This is a genomic window from Streptomyces coerulescens, from assembly GCF_042657965.1.
GTDB classification, from domain to species: Bacteria; Actinomycetota; Actinomycetes; order Streptomycetales; family Streptomycetaceae; genus Streptomyces; species Streptomyces coerulescens.
Genome location: NZ_JBHSKM010000032.1, coordinates 14,154 through 30,969, shown reverse-complemented (window position 1 = coordinate 30,969; position 16,816 = coordinate 14,154). Strand labels below are relative to the sequence as shown.

General features: G+C 68.9%; 13 protein-coding genes and 1 pseudogene. 7 read left to right on the top strand and 7 right to left on the bottom strand.

Going from position 1 to position 16,816, the window contains the following annotated elements; translation table 11 throughout:
- Both ACFPQ9_RS34730 and ACFPQ9_RS34725 read left to right on the top strand, forming a co-directional pair.
- Complete coding sequence (locus tag ACFPQ9_RS34730; protein ID WP_380862362.1) at positions 1 to 555, top strand: transposase; 555 nt, start codon at positions 1 to 3, stop codon at positions 553 to 555.
- Between the two features lie 67 nt (positions 556 to 622).
- Positions 623 to 1,922: pseudogene (locus ACFPQ9_RS34725) on the top strand (IS701 family transposase).
- A gap of 57 nt (positions 1,923 to 1,979) precedes the next feature.
- Here ACFPQ9_RS34725 and ACFPQ9_RS34720 read toward each other — a convergent pair.
- From ACFPQ9_RS34720 to ACFPQ9_RS34710, 3 genes are read right to left on the bottom strand one after another with little or no spacing between them, the layout of a single operon-like run.
- On the bottom strand, positions 1,980 to 3,359 hold the full coding sequence (locus ACFPQ9_RS34720) for an alkaline phosphatase family protein (RefSeq protein WP_380862360.1): 1,380 nt from the start codon (positions 3,357 to 3,359) through the stop codon (positions 1,980 to 1,982).
- Entirely contained in the window at positions 3,356 to 4,525 is a 1,170-nt protein-coding gene (eboE, locus tag ACFPQ9_RS34715) for a metabolite traffic protein EboE (protein ID WP_380862358.1), read from the bottom strand. The genes ACFPQ9_RS34720 and eboE overlap by 4 nt, the downstream gene beginning before the upstream one ends.
- Positions 4,526 to 4,528: 3 nt before the next feature.
- Positions 4,529 to 5,458, bottom strand: a complete 930-nt coding sequence (locus ACFPQ9_RS34710) for a TatD family hydrolase (protein ID WP_380862356.1) — start codon at positions 5,456 to 5,458, stop codon at positions 4,529 to 4,531.
- A 235-nt stretch (positions 5,459 to 5,693) separates the two neighbouring features.
- Here ACFPQ9_RS34710 and ACFPQ9_RS34705 point away from each other — a divergent pair, with 235 nt between their 5' ends.
- Complete coding sequence (locus ACFPQ9_RS34705) at positions 5,694 to 6,884, top strand: IS110 family RNA-guided transposase (RefSeq protein ID WP_380862354.1); 1,191 nt, start codon at positions 5,694 to 5,696, stop codon at positions 6,882 to 6,884.
- An 8-nt stretch (positions 6,885 to 6,892) separates the two neighbouring features.
- Here ACFPQ9_RS34705 and ACFPQ9_RS34700 read toward each other — a convergent pair whose 3' ends face one another.
- The 4 genes from ACFPQ9_RS34700 to ACFPQ9_RS34685 are packed head-to-tail and all read right to left on the bottom strand — an operon-like array spanning position 6,893 to position 10,399.
- The gene (locus ACFPQ9_RS34700; RefSeq protein WP_380862388.1) at positions 6,893 to 7,474 is read right to left on the bottom strand and encodes an EboA domain-containing protein; all 582 of its coding nucleotides are present in this window, start codon (positions 7,472 to 7,474) and stop codon (positions 6,893 to 6,895) included.
- Positions 7,475 to 7,503: 29 nt separating this feature from the next.
- A complete protein-coding gene (locus ACFPQ9_RS34695) occupies positions 7,504 to 8,364 on the bottom strand; it encodes a sugar phosphate isomerase/epimerase family protein (RefSeq protein WP_380862352.1) in 861 nt (286 codons plus the stop codon).
- Positions 8,361 to 9,272, bottom strand: a complete 912-nt coding sequence (locus ACFPQ9_RS34690) for an SCO3242 family prenyltransferase (RefSeq protein ID WP_380862350.1) — start codon at positions 9,270 to 9,272, stop codon at positions 8,361 to 8,363. The genes ACFPQ9_RS34695 and ACFPQ9_RS34690 overlap by 4 nt, the downstream gene beginning before the upstream one ends.
- Positions 9,269 to 10,399, bottom strand: a complete 1,131-nt coding sequence (locus ACFPQ9_RS34685) for an inositol-3-phosphate synthase (protein WP_380862348.1) — start codon at positions 10,397 to 10,399, stop codon at positions 9,269 to 9,271. Before ACFPQ9_RS34685 ends, ACFPQ9_RS34690 begins: the two co-directional genes overlap by 4 nt.
- Positions 10,400 to 11,701: 1,302 nt before the next feature.
- Here ACFPQ9_RS34685 and ACFPQ9_RS34680 point away from each other — a divergent pair.
- The 4 genes from ACFPQ9_RS34680 to ACFPQ9_RS34665 all read left to right on the top strand — a co-directional run bounded on the left by ACFPQ9_RS34680 (position 11,702) and on the right by ACFPQ9_RS34665 (position 16,744).
- The gene (locus ACFPQ9_RS34680) at positions 11,702 to 12,877 is read left to right on the top strand and encodes an ROK family transcriptional regulator (RefSeq protein ID WP_380862386.1); all 1,176 of its coding nucleotides are present in this window, start codon (positions 11,702 to 11,704) and stop codon (positions 12,875 to 12,877) included.
- A 229-nt stretch (positions 12,878 to 13,106) separates the two neighbouring features.
- Complete coding sequence (locus tag ACFPQ9_RS34675) at positions 13,107 to 14,666, top strand: sugar ABC transporter ATP-binding protein (protein WP_380862346.1); 1,560 nt, start codon at positions 13,107 to 13,109, stop codon at positions 14,664 to 14,666.
- Positions 14,663 to 15,673, top strand: a complete 1,011-nt coding sequence (locus tag ACFPQ9_RS34670; RefSeq protein ID WP_380862344.1) for an ABC transporter permease — start codon at positions 14,663 to 14,665, stop codon at positions 15,671 to 15,673. Before ACFPQ9_RS34675 ends, ACFPQ9_RS34670 begins: the two co-directional genes overlap by 4 nt.
- A 24-nt stretch (positions 15,674 to 15,697) precedes the next feature.
- Complete coding sequence (locus tag ACFPQ9_RS34665) at positions 15,698 to 16,744, top strand: substrate-binding domain-containing protein (RefSeq protein WP_380862342.1); 1,047 nt, start codon at positions 15,698 to 15,700, stop codon at positions 16,742 to 16,744.
- The last annotated feature ends 72 nt before the right edge of the window (positions 16,745 to 16,816 follow it).

The following is a 16,816-nucleotide window of genomic DNA, read 5'->3' as shown; positions in this document are numbered from 1 at the left end:
GTGATCTGCGCCGACGAGCTGGGGCCAGTGATCCCACGGGCCTTCCCGCCCGCACCCGCCTGGTCACCCGACGGGCACCGGATCAAAGCAGAACTCGACTACAGCCGCGGACCCGAGAAGACCTGGGTCTACGGCGCCTTACGCATCCGCGACGGCCAGCAGATCACCATGGCCGCTTCCTCCCGCAATAGCGTCTTCTACCAGCAGTTTCTGCAACGGATCGAGGACGCCAACCCGACCGGCGAGCTCTGGATCGTCACCGACAATCTGTCGAGTCACAACAGCCTGTCCACCCGGACCTGGCTCGAAGACCATCCCCGCATCCATCACGCCTTCATCCCCGTCGGCGCGTGCTGGCTCAACCTGCAGGAAGGCTGGTGGCGCATCTTCCGCAAAGCCGCCCTCGCCGGCCGGTCCTTCGCCAATCGCGACGACATCGCACACGCCACCACCCTGGCAACCAGCCAGCTCAACTCCCATGCCAGCCCTTGGGTTTGGGGCAGGCCCGCACCGCCAACCCGCCGATTACGGCGCCGATATGTGTACACCGTTTGAGGAACCCAGCACTAGTAGTGCTTCGTTAGGTCTATGCGTTTGCACTGATCAAGAGCATGTTGGGTACCTGGACATGCATGAAGTGAACCGATTACGGGCCGGGTTGGGGCTGTTCGTGGAGGATGTGTTCGTCTCGGTGCCGCGCAAGGATCAGCGGGCCAGGGGAGAGTGCTATCTGCGGGGGTTGATGCTGGACGGTCGGCGCAAGTCGATCCAGCCGATGGCAAAGCGGCTGCCGGACGGGAACATGCAGGCCTTGCAGCAGTTCGTGAACCAGTCGCCGTGGCCGTGGGCGCCGGTGCGGCGGCGGATCGCCGAGCGGCTGGTGAGGGTGGTCAAGCCCGAGGTGTGGGTCATCGACGATGTGTCGTTTCCCAAGTGCGGGCGTGCCTCGGTCGGGGTGGCCCGGCAGTACTGCGGGGCACTGGGAAAGCGGGCCAACTGCCAGGTCGCCGTCAGCGTGCACGCCGCCACCGACACGGCCTCCTGCCCGCTGGAGTGGGAGCTGTTTCTGCCCGAGGAATGGGCCCACGACCTTCTGCGGCGCACGGCTGCGGGAGTGCCCGAGCAGGTGGGGCATGTGACCAAGCCCCGTCTGGCGTTGGGGCTGTTGGAGAGGCTGGCCGGCTGGCTGGGCTCGGTGCCTGTGCTCGTGGCCGATGCCGGTTATGGCCGCAGTGTCTCCTTCCGTCTGGCCCTGGAGGAACGCGGCTGGTCCTACGTCATGTCCGTCGAGCCCAAAGAGATCGCCCTCCCGGCTGATGCCGTCCCGTCTTTGCCGCCCTACCAGGGCCTGGGCCCACCCACGTTGCCCCGCTACCGCGAGCCGGCCCGTCCCCTGCACCAGCTGGTCGAGGCGGACGCCTGCTTCGAGACCGTCACCTGGCGCCAGGGCAGCAAAGGGTCGATGACCTCACGCTTTGTGGTGCTCCAGGTGCGACCGTCGGGCAAGGAAGCCACCCGCACCGCCCAGGAACAGTCCGGTGGACGCAGCAGGTGGGACGGGGTGCTGCCCTTACGGACGCTGCTGGTCGAACAGCCCGAAGAAGCCGACGAGCCCACCAAATACTGGATGTCCAACCTGCCCGCCACCACCCCCATCGCCGATCTGGCGCGTCGAGCACGACTACCGCGAGCTCAAGCACGGCCTGGGCCTGGACCATTTCGAAGGCCGCACCTGGCGCGGCTGGCACCACAAGCCTTCCTCACCCTGCGGCGCTACGACCCAAAAGCCCTCACGACAGCCTGAGTCTCTACCAAGTCCTCGACGCGTTACAGGACCTGCTGCGGTGCTGGGACGGCACCTGCACCACCTGCGGCCGCCCCCTCACCACCCGCAGAACCAGAACCTAACGAAGCACTACTAGCCCGCCGCCCGCCGAGCGCCACTGCTCCGTCGTTTCATCCTGCCGATCGAACCGTGATCACTTCAGACCCGCAAGGCTGAGCAGCAGTCCCTTCACGTCGGTGGCCGCGACACGGTCGCCGACAGCGCGGGGGGTGGAGCAGATGAGGAGCGGACCGTCGTCGTCGCTCGCGGGAAGGCGGCCGTGGCTGCCGCGAATAGGTGACGGATCCAGGGGCACGACCGCCATGCGGTAGCGCATGCCGAGTTTCTTGCGGGCGAGTGCGGTCGCGGCCTTGACCTTGACGTAGGGGTCGAGGGGGTCCATGAAGAGTTCGACCGGGTCGTAGCCGGGTTTGCGGTGGATCTCGACCAGTCGCGCGAAGTCGGGCGCGCGGGCGTCGTCGAGCCAGTAGTAGTACGTGAACCAGGCGTCCGGCTCCGCCACGGCGACGAGTTCGCCGGAGCGCGGATGGTCGAGATGGTGGGCCTTCTTGCCCTCGTCGTCGAGGAGTTGCTCGATGCCGGGCAGTCCGTCGAGCGCTTCCCTGGTCGCGTCGAGGTCTTCCGGCCGGCGTACGTAGACGTGGGCGATCTGGTGGTCGGCGACGGCGAAGGCGCGTGACGCCATCGGGTCGAGGTACTCCATGCCGTCCTGGGTGTGCACTTCCAGCAGTCCGGCGCGCCGCAGGGCCCGGTTGATGTCGACCGGCCGGTCCGCGCGGGTGATGCCGTACTCGGAGAGCGCCACCACGGTACGTCCCTCTGCCCGCGCGTCGTCCAGGAGCGGGGCCATGGCCGCGTCGAGGTCGGCGGCGGCCTTCAGTGAGCGCGGGTCGTCGGGGCCGAAGCGCTGCAAGTCGTAGTCGAGATGCGGGAGGTAGCAGAGCGTCAGATCGGGGTGGCGGGTGCGGATGATGTGGCGGGTGGCGTCGATGATCCAGCGACTGGAGACGAGGTCCGCGCCGGGGCCCCAGAAGTGGAAGAGCGGGAAGGTGCCCAGTTCCTCGGTGAGTTCGTCGTGCAGGGCGGGCGGCCGGGTGTAGCAGTCGGGTTCCTTGCGGCCGTCGGAGTAGTAGATCGGACGGGGGGTGACGGTGATGTCGGTGTCGGCGCCCATGGCGTACCACCAGCAGATGTTGGCGACGGTGTAGCCGGGGTGGGCGCGTCGGGCGGCGTCCCAGAGTTTGTCGCCGGTGACCAGGCCGTTGTGCTGGCGCCACAGGAGTACGTCGCCCAGGTCGCGGAAGTACCAGCCGTTGCCGACGATGCCGTGCTCCGACGGGTGGGTGCCGGTGAGGAACGTGGACTGGGCGGCGCAGGTGACGGCGGGCAGGACCGTACCGAGCGGTGCCTCGGAACCGGTGTCGGCCAGCGCCCTCAGATGGGGCATGTGATCCAGCAGGCGGGGGGTGAGGCCGACGACGTCGAGGACGAGCAGCGGGGTGGGCTCGGTCATGGCAGTTCCTTCAGGCCGAGGTCGGTCAGCAGGTCCCGGGCGAAGGCGAGTTCGGCTGCGATGCCGTCGATCAGGCCGGCGCGGTCGGCAGGTCGCAGGGAAGGCGGCAGCGCCTGCCACGTATAGGTCTCCACCTCCAGGTGGTGCGTGCGTGCCATCGGCCCACCGACAAGGCGGGTGAGGCAGTCCCGCAGCACGGGGAGTGTGGCGGTCAGCGGCGGTGTGGGGACCGCATGCAGCGGCACGTGGAAATGCGCACGCCACGGTGCGGTCACCGGGAGGCCGCCGAGTCTGAGGGCCTCGCCGAGGTCGTCGGTGCCGCGCAGTCCGTCCTTCGTCCGCACCCGCGTCTGGTGCAGGAATCGGGGCTCGTCGAAGGCCGCCAGAGCCTCGCGTACCTCGGGCAGGTACGGGGCCTGCGCATGGAGGGCAGCGGAGAGCTGAGCCTTGACGACGGGGATGCCCGCCGCCTGGAGCGCACCCAACGCCGTCCCCGGGTCCTCGAAGGAGGTGGCGAGGTGACAGGTGTCCACGCACACACCGATCCGTTTGTTACCGACGTCGACGAGCGGGCCGATGGCGTCGGCTGTGGTCTCCACGAGACAGCCGGGCTCGGGTTCCAGACCAATGCGGATCGATCGTCCAGTCGACCTCTCCATGGCGTCGAGGTACTCGGCCAGGGAGACGAGCGCGGTGTGGGCCGCATGAGTCGATCTGTGGTCGTGGGCCGTCCGCCAGGCCAGCGGGAGAGTGGAAATGCTCCCTTCCCTGACGTCGGCCGGCATGAGCGCGGAGAGCAGGCGGGCCAGGTCGGCGGTGTAGCGGAGGCGTTCGGGGTCGGCCCAGTCCGGCTTGTACACGCGGTACTTGACCTCCTCGGCGCCGAACCCTTCGTACGGGAAGCCGTTGAGGGTGACGACCTCAAGACGCCGCTGGGTCAGCTCGGTGCGCAGCAGTCGCAGGGCGTCGGGATCCCGGATAAGGGTGTGTGCGGCGTCCTTGGCGAGCCACAGTCCGATGCCGAGACGGTCGCGGCCGAGCCGCCGGCGGACCGGCTCGCAGTGGTCACGGAGTTGGGCGAGTACGCCGTCGAGGGTCTCGGCCGGGTGGACATTGGTGCAGTAGGCGAGGTGGACGGTGGAGCCGTCGGGGTGGCGGAAGCGCATGACTCACGCTCCCGGAGCCGGGGCCGGGGCGACGGTGGGGTCGTCCCGCTGTCCCGGCGTTCCCCTCGGCGCTTCGTCGAGGTCCTTCGGGGCGCCGCGGAGGATGGAGTTGCCCTCGTGGGTCGCGTCCGGGGCGGCGACGTCGAGGTCGAGGCGGCCGCTGAGTCCGTAGAAGGCGACGGGGTTGCGCCACAGCACCCGGTCGACGTCGTCCTCGTCGAAGCCTTCCGCGAGCATCAGGTCGGCGACCTTGCGGGTCTTCAGGGGGTCGCTCCTGCCCCAGTCCGCGGCGGAGTTCACCAACACCTGCTCGGGCCCGTACTCGCGCAGGATCGCGACCATCCGTTCCTCGTCCATCTTGGTGTCGGGATAGACGGAGAAGCCGAGCCAGCAGCCGCTGTCCTTGGCCTCCTTGACGGTGGTCTCGTTGAGGTGGTCGACCAGGACGTGGTCCGCGGACAGGGCGGACTCCCGGACGACGTCGAGAGTGCGGCGCAGACCCGCCAGCTTGTCGCGGTGCGGGGTGTGGACGAGCGCCGGCAACTCGTGGGCGGCGGCGAGCTGGAGCTGGGCGGCAAGGGCGGTGTCCTCGGCGGGGGTCATCGAGTCGTAGCCGATCTCACCGACGGCGACGACCTGGTCCTTGACGAGATAGCGGGGCAGTTCGTCGAGGACGGGGACGCAGCGCGGGTCGTTCGCCTCCTTGGGGTTGAGGGCGAGCGTGCAGTGGTGGGCGATGCCGTGCTGCCCGGCGCGGAAGGGCTCCCAGCCGAGGAGGGAGTCGAAGTAGTCGAGGAAGGAGGCGGGAGAGGTGCGGGGCTGGCCGAGCCAGAAGGACGGCTCGACGACGGCACGGACGCCGGCGGCGTACATCGCCTCGTAGTCGTCGGTGGTGCGCGACGTCATGTGGATGTGGGGGTCGAAGAGGCGCATCTCAGTGCTCCCTACCTTGTTGATCGGGATGAGCGAGCCATTCGTAGGGTTGGCTCACCCAGGGGGTCCGGGTGTGGCTTTCAGTGCTCTGCCGTCCGTGGCTGCCAAGGATTCGCCGCCCGGCCCCCACGACGACTTGGCTGCTCATCAGGAATTGCGGCACTGATCGCTCTGTAGGGACTCGACAGCGAGGTCGTCCGTGGTACCCGTACGAACACGACCTGCGGAGAAGCGAGTGACAGCGATCTGGGCCGGTATCGACGCCGGGAAGACCCACCACCATTGCGTGGTGATCGACGACACCGGCAAGCGGCTGCTGTCCCGCCGGGTTGCCAACGAAGAGACCGAGCTGCTGAAGCTCCTCGGCGATGTCCTGGATCTCGGCGATATCACGGCCTGGGGCATAGACCTGGCCGACGGCGGGGCCGGCCTCGTGATCGCGGTCCTGCTCAACCACGGCCAGCACCTGCTCTACATCCCCGGCCGGGCCATCAACCGCGCTTCCGAGGGCTACCGGGGTGACGGCAAAACCGACGCCAAGGATGCCGCGATCATCGCCGACCAGGCTCGCGTCCGCCGGGACCTGATACCCCTGCGGCCCGGCGACGAGCTGGTCACCGAGCTGAAGGTCCTCACCGGTCGTCGCCGCGACCTCAGTGACGACCGCACGAGAGCCGTCAACCGGCTGCGCGGCCACCTGACCGGGATCTTCCCCGGCCTGGAGCGTGAACTCGACCTCGGCAACATCGGTCCCCTGGTGCTTCTGACGGGCTACCAGGCCCCGGCCGCCATCCGCCGCGCAGGCGTCAAGCGGCTGGCCACCTGGCTGCGCAACCGCAAGGTCCGCGGCGCCGACCAGCTCGCCGCCACAGCCGTTCGGGCCGCCGAGAACCAGCACACCGCCGTTCCCGGCGAGAAGATCACCGCTCAGGTCGTCCACTCCCTCGCCGGGGAGGTGATGGCCCTCAACGAGAAGATCGCCGAGACCGACAGGCTCATCGAGGGCCGGTTTCGCCAGCACCGCCACGCAGAAGTGATCGCCAGCATGCCCGGCATCGGCCCTCTGCTGGGTGCCGAGTTCCTCGCGGCCACCGGTGGCGACATGGACGCCTTCGACAACGCCGACCGCCTCGCCGGGTTCGCCGGCGTCGCCCCCGCCGCCCGGGACTCGGGCAAGATCAGCGGCAACCTCCACCGGCCCAAGCGATACAGCCGCCGCCTCCAACGCGTCTTCTACACCTCCGCGTTGATCAGCATCCGCTGCTGCGACGAATCCCGCCGCTTCTACGACCGCAAGCGCGCGGAAGGCAAGCGCCACGTCCAGGCCGTGATGGCACTTGCCCGCCGACGGGTCAACGTCCTGTGGGCGCTCCTGCGTGACGGACGGTGCTACAACCCCACACCACCCGTCACCCAAGCCGCTTGACATCTCCATTAGGAATCCTGGGTGGCGAGGCGGAGGGCCCGGTGGAGGTCAGCCGGCACAGGGCGACCCGCGGCGGTGCGTTCGGCCGCGTAGTCGGTGAGCATCCGTGCCAGTTCCCCGTCCCCGGCCGCGCGGCGTTCGAGGTCGGCCACCTCGGCCAGGGGCACCCCGGTGAACAGGCACTTCAGCACCGCGTGACGCCACTGGTGGGCGTCCAGGTGTTCGGCGGCGTACGGACCCACAGCGGCGGCCACGAGCCGAGTGTCATTGGCGCGCAGGGCGTCCTCGACGAAGGGAAGCGCATCGGCGGGAGTCAGGTGCGGAAGGTGCGGCAGCACACAGAGAACGGCGCGGCGTTCGTCGGCCGTGCCGTGCGCGTACAGCCGGGCGAGGGCGGAGGGCTCCGGGCGGACCGCGTGCAGGAGGAGGACACGGGCGACGTCCTCGGCACCCCGGCACATCCTGCCCGCCTCGGCGAACCGCGCCTCCCAGACGGGCATCGAACGCGGCGGAGCATGCTTGGCCGCAGCGGCTTCTACAACGGCCTCGGCCAGCCAAGCGCGAGCCCGGGTGTCGATCGCCTCCCACATTCCGGCGAGGTCGGCGGACGGCTGTGTGGTCACGTGTGTACTCCTTCCTCAAGGCCACGCAGATAGCGAAGGGAACTCGCTGCCAGACTCGGTCCGGCGTGTGAGTGGCGGGGCAACTCCACGCCGATCAGGCCCTGGTAGCCGGTTTGGGTGAGGTCGGCGAGGGCATCGAGGACGGGCGGGAAGTCGATCTCGCCCGACCCGAACGGGAGATGCTCATGGACGCCGCGCCGCATGTCCTCGATCTGGACGTGGCGTACCCAGGGCGCGGCCAAGCGGACGCAGTCGGCGGGCGGGGCGGGTTCCAGGCACTGGCAATGGCCGATGTCCAGGGTCAGGCCGAGCCCAAAGGGGTTGCCGAGCTGGTGGCGGAGGTGGTGGAAGTCGGCGAGGGTGGCGAGGAGATGGCCGGGCTCGGGTTCCACGGCGAGCGGCACGTCCAGCACCGTGGCTGCGTCGAGGACGAGCGACAACTCACCGGCCAGCCACTTCCATGCCCTGTCCGGATCAACGTCGTCGGGGACGACGCCGCTGAAGCAGTGCACAGCGTGCGCGCCCAGCTCAGCGGCGGCCTGGACGGCCCGCACCAGCATGCGTACCCGGGCGGCGCGGCCCTCGGGTTCTGGGTCGAGCAGCGACGGGCCGTGTTTGCGGCGCGGGTCGAGGACATAGCGGGCGCCGGTCTCGATCGTCACTGTCAGGCCGAGGGCGTGCAGAGTGCGGGACAGCCGGTTCACCCGCACGGGGAAGTCCGATGCCATGGGGTCGAGGTGCATGTGGTCGAGGGTGAGTGCGACGCCGTCGTAGCCGAGGTCGGCGAGGAGGAACAGCGCGTCGTCGAGGCGCAGGTCGGTCAGGCCGTTGGTGCCGTAGGCCAGGCGCAGGGTCATGTCGGGCTCACCTTCCTGGAGAGGCGGCGTGCCAGCGGCACCAGTGCCATCAGTGCCCCGCCGAGGGCAGGGGCGCCGGCGCGGGCCGCGAGGGCGGCCTGGAGGGGGATGAGCGCCCTGATCCCGCCTCCCACCGCGCGTTGCGTGAGGGCCGGGGACGGGTTGAGGGCGGCGTGCAGGTAGGGCCGGGCAGCCGTGATCCCGTAGAGAGCAGCGAAGGCCGGCGCTGTGAGATCACGGACCGGTTGCCAGCCTGAGCGTCCGGCAACCTGGGATCGAGCCACCCCACCCGCGCCTCTCGATGCAAGTGCCGCCCCGATCGTGCTGCTTGTGACCAGCGCGGCTACGGGCGCCAGGCCGGATCCGCCGGTGGTCTCGTTCCGAGCGACACGAGTCACCGCGTATGTGTGGGCGACCAGTGCCGCCGAGGACAGGGCCACGGCGGGGCGCAGCGGCCGTCCGCCGGCCGCCACCGCGCCGAGCAACACGTCCAGGCCTCGGGCCGCGCCCATCGCCAGCGCCCCGGCGCGGGTGTGCTTGAGCTTCAGGTCGTACGCCCAGACAGTGGCGGCCAGGGCCCCGGCGACCGCCGCCGCCGGGCGCCCTGCCCGCGTCGCGAGGGCGATAGCCGCCCCCGTGAACCCGATCGCCGCCCCCAAAGCGGCGGCCGGGGGTATGCGGCCCGATGGAAGGGGTCGATCCGGGCGTTCACGCGCATCCTCGTCTTGGTCCGCCCAGTCGTTCAGGACCATGCCCGCCTCGTAGAGGCACAGTGAGCAGCCGATGGCGAGCAGCGTGCGCCGGTCCGGGCGAACTCCAGCGGCCGCCGCCCCGGCGAGCACATCGCCAGGGACGGTGAACAACGCCGAGATACGCAGCAGCTGGGCCCAGTCGCCTAGCGCGCTCACGCGCCCGCCGCCCGCAGCCGGACACTGAAGCCGAGCAGCGCCATGTACTGCTCGGACAGCGACGAAAACGCCCCCGAGTCGGGGTCCTTGAAGAAGAATCCCAGCTCGGGAAGTGGACCAGTGAGCCCCATTTCGTGCGCCCGGGCGACGAGCCGGGCCAGGTCGAGGACGAGCGGCGCCGCGAGGGCGGAGTCGCACCCCTGCCACGTGGTCTGAAGGATCATTCGCACGCCCAGGAACCCCTCGAAGGTGATGTGGTCCCAGGCCGTCTTCCAGTCCCCCATCGACGGTACGTCGTCGATGTGCACCACGCCCTCGGGGACGGTGCCGAGGGTCTCCGCGATGACGCGTTCCTTGCCCGCGTTCTTCGCGGCGGCCGCCCCGGGGTTGGCGAGTGCGGCACCGTCTCCCCCTCCGAGGAGGTTGGTGCCGGACCAGGACCGCACGGTGAGCGCGCGTTGCGCGAACATCGGGCCGAGTACGGAGCGCAGCAGGGTCTGCCCGGTCTTGCCGTCGCGCCCTGCGACCGGTACGTCGTAGGGACCGTGGAGCGCCGGATGGTGAAGTCCGGTCGACGGAGTGAAGTTCACGTAGGCGGCTCCCGCGCGCAGCGCTGCGGCGGCGTACAACGAACTGGTCGGCAATCCGTCGTCCCCTGCGCGGGGTGCCGGTTCAGTGGAGGCGACGTTGACCACGACGCAGCGGGCGAGGTTGTTGCGCCTCTGGAAGGAGACAATGTCCTCGGCGAAGGCGCTGATCAGTTCGTGATCGACGCGCAGATCGTCGACGAGGGGGCCACCGGTGCGTATCTCGGCATCGGCTGCGGCGAGTTCACTCCTCACTGCGTGGGGAACGTCCTGAGGCAACACTCCCTGGGCGGCAAGCTGCTCGGCACGCTTCGGCAGGGGACAAGCGGCCACGTCGTGCCCGCCGAACACCAGAGATCCAAGGTCCGGGAGCCCGCATCCGGCGAAGGGCGCGGTGAGGGTGACCATGCCGACGGCAGGCTGAAGTCCGCCCGCTATGGCCGCGCACCCGGCCACCACCGTGGTGGCGACGGACCCACGTGCTCCGATCAGCCAGATTCCCGTACGTGGATCTGCCGCTGTGGATGTCGACGTCGCCATCACGAGCGCCTCCCTGCCGTTCTTGTTCGTCGTGTCTGCGTGTGATGAGTGGGATGGTCCGTGCCGGGAGGGGGCGAGCCGTCGTCCCCCGGCACGGACCTGGTGGTGGTGGTGTTCTTTCGATCGCCTGCTTCAGGCAGAGGTCTCTCCGTGCCTGGACTTCAGGTCAGGAACACAACGCTCATGACGGCAGAGTCCACTGCTGGTAGTCCGGAGTGCGGGTTGCGCTGTGGCTCTGCGGCCGCGCCTGGACGGTGCCCATGGGATGCGGGTGGTTGCGGTACACGGGTCGCCCTTCGTGGAGGGTGCGGAACCAGCCTTACTTCGCGATGAGGCGAGACTTTCGATGTTAATCGTCGGAAACTTAGCCTGCTATCGCTGCTTGCGGAATACTTACGACAGAAGCAAACCGACTTTCTCCTGGTTCAGAACAAAAACCTAGGACCAGCCGCCGCTGCCGCTACCGGTCGCGGCGAGGTCAGCACCCTTGCCCGGGCCGAGGGGTCGGCCCGGTGGTCGACCTTGGGAGTCATGTCAACCAGCTGGGGGCGGCGCAGTTGCCCTGGGAGACCCGGTGGACGCACCCCTGAAGCCCCTTGCCGAAGGTGAAAGTGCCGGACTTGGCGACCCTGCACAGTTCCGTTCCCCTGCCACGGCGGGCTCGAACTCGGCGGCTCCCCGCGTGGACTCCTTGCGGTACGAAGTCAGGCAGCTCTTCTCACCGAAGCAGACATCCGGGAGAGCAGCCTTGGTCTTGTCCGGGTCCTTGCAGGCGCTGTCGGTGAAGTCGACCATCACGACGTGGACTCGCCACCTATCGGCCGCTCCACGGCTACGGCTGGATACGAGGTCGCCACCGCGAGGGACCAGAGAGACACAGAGGGCGGGCATGAGCAGGGCGCGCTGACGTACACGCATAGCGAGGGGCATCCTTCCGTTCGCCCGCCGGCCAACCGACGAGAAGCCTTTGACCTGGAAGGACTGCGAAGCCTTTCCGGCCGTCCCGCCGGGTTACCACTCTGTTACGCACGCGCCGCGCGACGGTGCAGGGCGGGTTACCCCGAACCACCTCGTCACGAGTCGATAACACCGTGGGACGAGCCGGCAGGCACGCACTCACTCCGGACAGGCGGCGCAGACGCTCGCGGCGGTGCCCAAGGTCCGACACTTTGTCTTTCAAGAATCAGAAGTTACTGACGATCTTGACCTAAGTCCTTCCCATCTCCTCGAAACATTTGCTAGGTTCCACCGCAAGAGACACCGAAGACCGGAAATACTCGGGGGGAGGGCGACGTGAGGCGCATGACTGCACGGCCCGCAAACGCGCATCAGGCGCACATACTCAGGCTGTTGCGCGACGAGGGCCCCAACTCACGTGCGCAGCTTGGCGAGTTGGTGGACCTGTCCCGCTCCAAGCTCGCCGTTGAGGTAGACCGGCTCATGGAGACCGGACTCGTGGTGAACGACGGGCTCGCCGCTTCAAGAGGCGGCCGCCGGTCCCACAGCCTCCGCCTCGCCCCCGAACTCCGTTTTCTGGGCATCGACATCGGAGCCACGTCCGCCGATGTCGCCGTCACCAACGCTCAGTTGGAGGTTCTCGGCCACCTCAGCCAGTCCGTCGACGTTCGAGAAGGACCCGTCGCCGTCTTCGAACAGGTCCTCGACATGGCCGCCAAATTAAGGGCGGCCGGGATCGCCGAGGGCTTCGACGGCGCCGGGGTAGGCATCCCCGGACCAGTCCGCTTCCCTGAGGGCGTCCCGGTCGCGCCGCCGCTCATGCCGGGCTGGGACAACTTCCCCGTCCGTGAGGCCCTCAGCCAGGACCTCGACTGCCCGGTCATGGTCGACAACGACGTGAACCTGATGGCCCTCGGGGAACAGCAGGCGGGAGTCGCCAGAAGGGTCAAGGACTTCCTCTGTGTGAAGATCGGCACGGGCATCGGCTGCGGCATCGTCGTCAACGGCGAGGTCTACCGCGGCGTCACCGGGAGTGCCGGCGATATCGGCCACATCCAGGTCGATGCCCACGGCCATCCCTGCCCGTGCGGCAACAGCGGATGCTTGGAGGCCCACTTCAGCGGAGCCGCGCTCGCCCGTGACGCACTCGCGGAGTCCGGGCATCCAGGCCAACTGGCCGACCGGCTGGCCGCCTCCGGCACGCTCACCGCGGCTGATGTCGCCGCGGCGGCGGCCGCTGGTGACGCCGTCGCCGGTGAGCTCATCCGGGAGGGCGGCAGCCGAGTCGGACAGGTCATCGCCGCGCTGGTGTCGTTCTTCAACCCCGCCCTGGTGGTCGTCGGCGGTGGGGTGACCGGCCTCGGCCACGGCCTGCTGGCCTCCATCCGCACCCAGGTCTACCGCAGGTCGCTACCCCTGGCCACCGGCGACCTCCCCATCGTCCTCAGTGAACTCGGCCCTCAGGCCGGCGTGGTCGGAGCGGCCCGGCTCATCACCGACCGGGTCTTCTCCCCGGCCTGACCCCCATGACCCGCCCCACCGCCCCAACCCCCGCTGGCGGTGGGGCGCCTGACCAGCACGAACCGGTGCGCTTCAAGCGCTCGCCCGGCGCCCGCAGCACGGAGGGCGGGAGCACACAGCTCACCTACTGCTCCCGCCCGAGCGGTCTCCGCACCGGATCACCCGATCCTCACGCCCATCACCCACCGCGCCATGACCTTGTACCGCCACGGAACCGAGGAACCATCCCATGCCGCCATCACCTCCAGACACTCGCACACCAGGCTCCCCTGGACCGCTGCTCAGGATGACCGGGATCACCAAGTCCTTCCCCGGCGTCCGTGCTCTGTCCGGCGTCGACCTGACGGTCGTCGAGGGCGAGGTCCACTGCCTCCTCGGCCAGAACGGCGCGGGCAAGTCCACCCTCATCAAGGTCCTGGCCGGCGCCCATCAGCCCGACGGCGGCGAAATCGTCTGGCAGGGGAAGCCCACCCGGCTCAAGTCCCCGATCGACGCCATGCGCCTGGGCATCGCCACGATCTATCAGGAACTCGACCTCGTCGAGCACCTCTCCGTGGCCGAGAACATCAGCCTCGGTCACGAACCGACCCGCGCCGGATTCGTCGTACGCACCCGGGTGGCCCGTCAACGTGCCGCCGCCCTGTTGAACCGGCTCGGCCACACGGAGATCGATCCGGCCGCGCCAGTGGCCGGACTCTCGGCCGCGCAGCAGCAGATCGTCTCCATGGCCCGCGCCCTGTCCCACGACGCCCGCCTGATCGTCATGGACGAGCCGTCGGCGGCGCTCGACCCGGACGAGGTGCGCAATCTCTTCCGCACCGTTGACACCCTGACCAGCGAGGGCGTCGCCATCATCTACATCTCCCACCGCCTGGAAGAGATCCGCGCCATCGGTGACCGCGTGACCGTCCTCAAGGACGGCCGGTCCGTCGCCGACGGGCTGGCAACCCGGTCCACGCCCACGCGCGACATCGTCGCGCTCATGACGGGCCGCGACGTGGAGCATGTCTTCCCCTTCTCCCCACGTGCTGCCGATCCGGTCACTGCCAGGGTGCAGCCCGTGCTGAAGGTGGAAGCCCTAAGCCGCCAGGGGGAGTTCGAGCCGCTGGACCTTGAGGTCCGGCCCGGGGAGATCGTCGGGCTGGCCGGACTTGTGGGCTCGGGGCGGTCCGAAATCCTGGAGACCATCTTCGGGGCCCGGCGGCCCACGACCGGCCGGGTGTTCGTGGACGGCGAAGAGGTCCGTCCCGGCAACGTCCGTGCCGCGGTGCGCGCCGGCATCGGCCTCGCTCCCGAAGAGCGCAAGGCACAGGCCCTGCTGATGCTGGAATCGGTCACCCGCAATGTCTCCATCTCCACTCTCGGCCGGTTCTCCCGACTCGGCTGGATCGACAGGGCCGCTGAGCGTGCCTCGGCGCAGCAGGTCACTCGTGACCTGGTGCTTCACCCGGACAATCCGGATGCCCAGGTCAAGAACTTCTCCGGCGGCAACCAGCAGAAGGCCGTTCTGGCGCGCTGGCTGCTGAGGGGATGCCGCGTCCTGCTCCTGGACGAACCCACCCGTGGTGTCGACATCGGGGCCCGCGTCGAGTTGTACGCGGTGATCCGGCGTCTGGCGGACGAGGGGCTGGGGGTTCTCGTGGTCTCCAGTGAGATCCCCGAGGTTCTCGGCCTCGCCGACCGCGTCCTCGTTCTCCGTGAGGGCCACGTCGTCCACCGCGCGCCCGCCGGCGAACTGGACGAGCACCGCGTACTCGATCTCGTACTTGAAGGGAACCACGCATCATGACGCAGTCCGCGGCCGCCCCCGCGGCCGAGAAGCCCGCTCCCGCCGCGCCGCCACCGCGCACACCCGCTCTCGGCCTCCGCCTCGATGTCCGCACTCTGTCGCTGCTCGGAGTCCTGGCGATCCTCGTGCTCGTCGGCGGTGTCACCAAGCCGGACGAGTTCCTCGCCGTGAGCAACCTCCAGCTCGTGCTCACCCAGGCGTCGGTGATCGGCGTGGTCACGGTCGGCATGACCTTGGTGATCATCAGCGGTGGCATCGACCTCTCCGTCGGCGCGATCGTGGCCCTCGCCTCGGTGTGGGCGACCACGGTCGCCACCCAGGACTTCGGATTCACTGGAGTGCTGTTCACCGCGGTCCTTGTCGGTGTGGGCTGTGGCCTGGTCAACGGCGTGCTGATCGCCTACGGCCGGATGGTCCCGTTCATCGCCACCCTGGCCATGCTCGCCTCGGCCCGCGGCCTCGCCCTGCAAATCACTGAGGGCAGCACCCAGGTCGTCACCATCCCCGAGATCCTCGATCTGGGGGAGAAGGACGCCTACATCCTCGGGGTGCCGCCGCTAGTGATCGTCTTCGCGGTCGTCGTCGTCATCGGCTGGCTGATGCTCAACCGCACGACGTTCGGACGGCGCACCGTCGCCATCGGCGGCAACGCCGAGGCCGCCCGGCTCGCCGGCATCGACGTCCGCCGCCAGCGCCTCTACCTCTACCTGCTGTCCGGGCTCTGCTGCGGCATCGCCGCCTTCATGCTCATCATCCTGTCCGGCTCCGGCCAGAACACCAACGGCAACCTCTACGAACTCGACGCCATCGCCGCCGCGATCATCGGCGGCACCCTCCTCAGCGGCGGCCGCGGCACCATCACCGGCTCCGTGCTCGGCGTCCTGATCTTCACCACGATCACCAACATCTTCGCGCTCAACAACCTCCAGAGCGCGACCCAGCAGATCGCCAAGGGCGCCATCATCGTCGCCGCCGTCCTCATCCAACGCCGCACCGCTCACGAGTAAAGCGCCAGCCAAGGAGACACGAACATGGCTCAGCAAGTCGACCCCATCCGCAGAAGACTGCTCTTCGGCACCGCCGCCGTGTCGGCCGGCGCGCTGCTCACCGCATGCACCTCCAACGATTCCGGCTCCAGCGACAACTCGGCCGAACAAGCCCCCGTCGCCGACGGAAAGCCCGGCAAGCCGGTCACGATCGGCTTCGCCGGACCCCAGGCCGACCACGGCTGGCTCAACGCCATCAACGTCAACGCCCGTGAGCGCGCCAAGACGTACAAGGACGTCACGCTGGAGATCACCGAGGGCTCCAACGACACCGCCGCCCAGATCGGCCAGATCGAGACGCTGATCAACAAGAAGGTCGACGTCCTGGTGATCCTGCCGGCCGACGGCAAGGCGCTCACCCAGGTCGGCCTGAAGGCGATGCGCGCGGGCATCCCGGTCATCAACCTCGACCGCGTCTTCAACTCCCCGCAGGCGTACCGCTGCTGGATCGGCGGCGACAACTACGGCATGGGCCTGAACGCCGGGCACTACATCGGCGAGAAGCTCAAGGACAAGCCGAACGCACGTGTCATCGAACTTGCGGGAATGGACACCCTTGAGCTGACCAAGCAGCGCACCCAGGGCTTCGACGACGCGCTGAAGAACTACCCCAACATCAAGAAGGTGGCCCGCCAGGCCGCCGAGTTCACGGTCGAGTCCGGCCAGGCCAAGATGGCCGCGCTGCTCCAGGCAAACAAGAACTTCGACGCACTGTGGAATCACGACGACGACCAGGGCGTGGGTGCGCTGCGCGCCATCGAGCAGGCCGGGCGCGACGACTTCCTGATGGTCGGCGGCGCGGGCGCACTCTCCGCCTTCCAGGCCATCAAGGCTGACAACAGTGTCCTCAAGGCGACCGTCCTCTACCCGCCGACCATGGCCGCCTCGGCGATCGATCTGGCGCGGGCGCTGGGCCAGGGCAAGGGCCTCGGCGGCATGGCCGAGTTCGAGATCCCGTCCTCCATCACCCTCTACTCGGCCGTCGTCGACAAGGCCAACGTCGCCCAGTACATGGCCACCGGGTTCAAGTAAACCGCACCGGGGGCTCGTCCCACCGCCGTTGAGTACCGGGGCGGGCGCGCCGCACCGCGCCCGCCCCGGCCG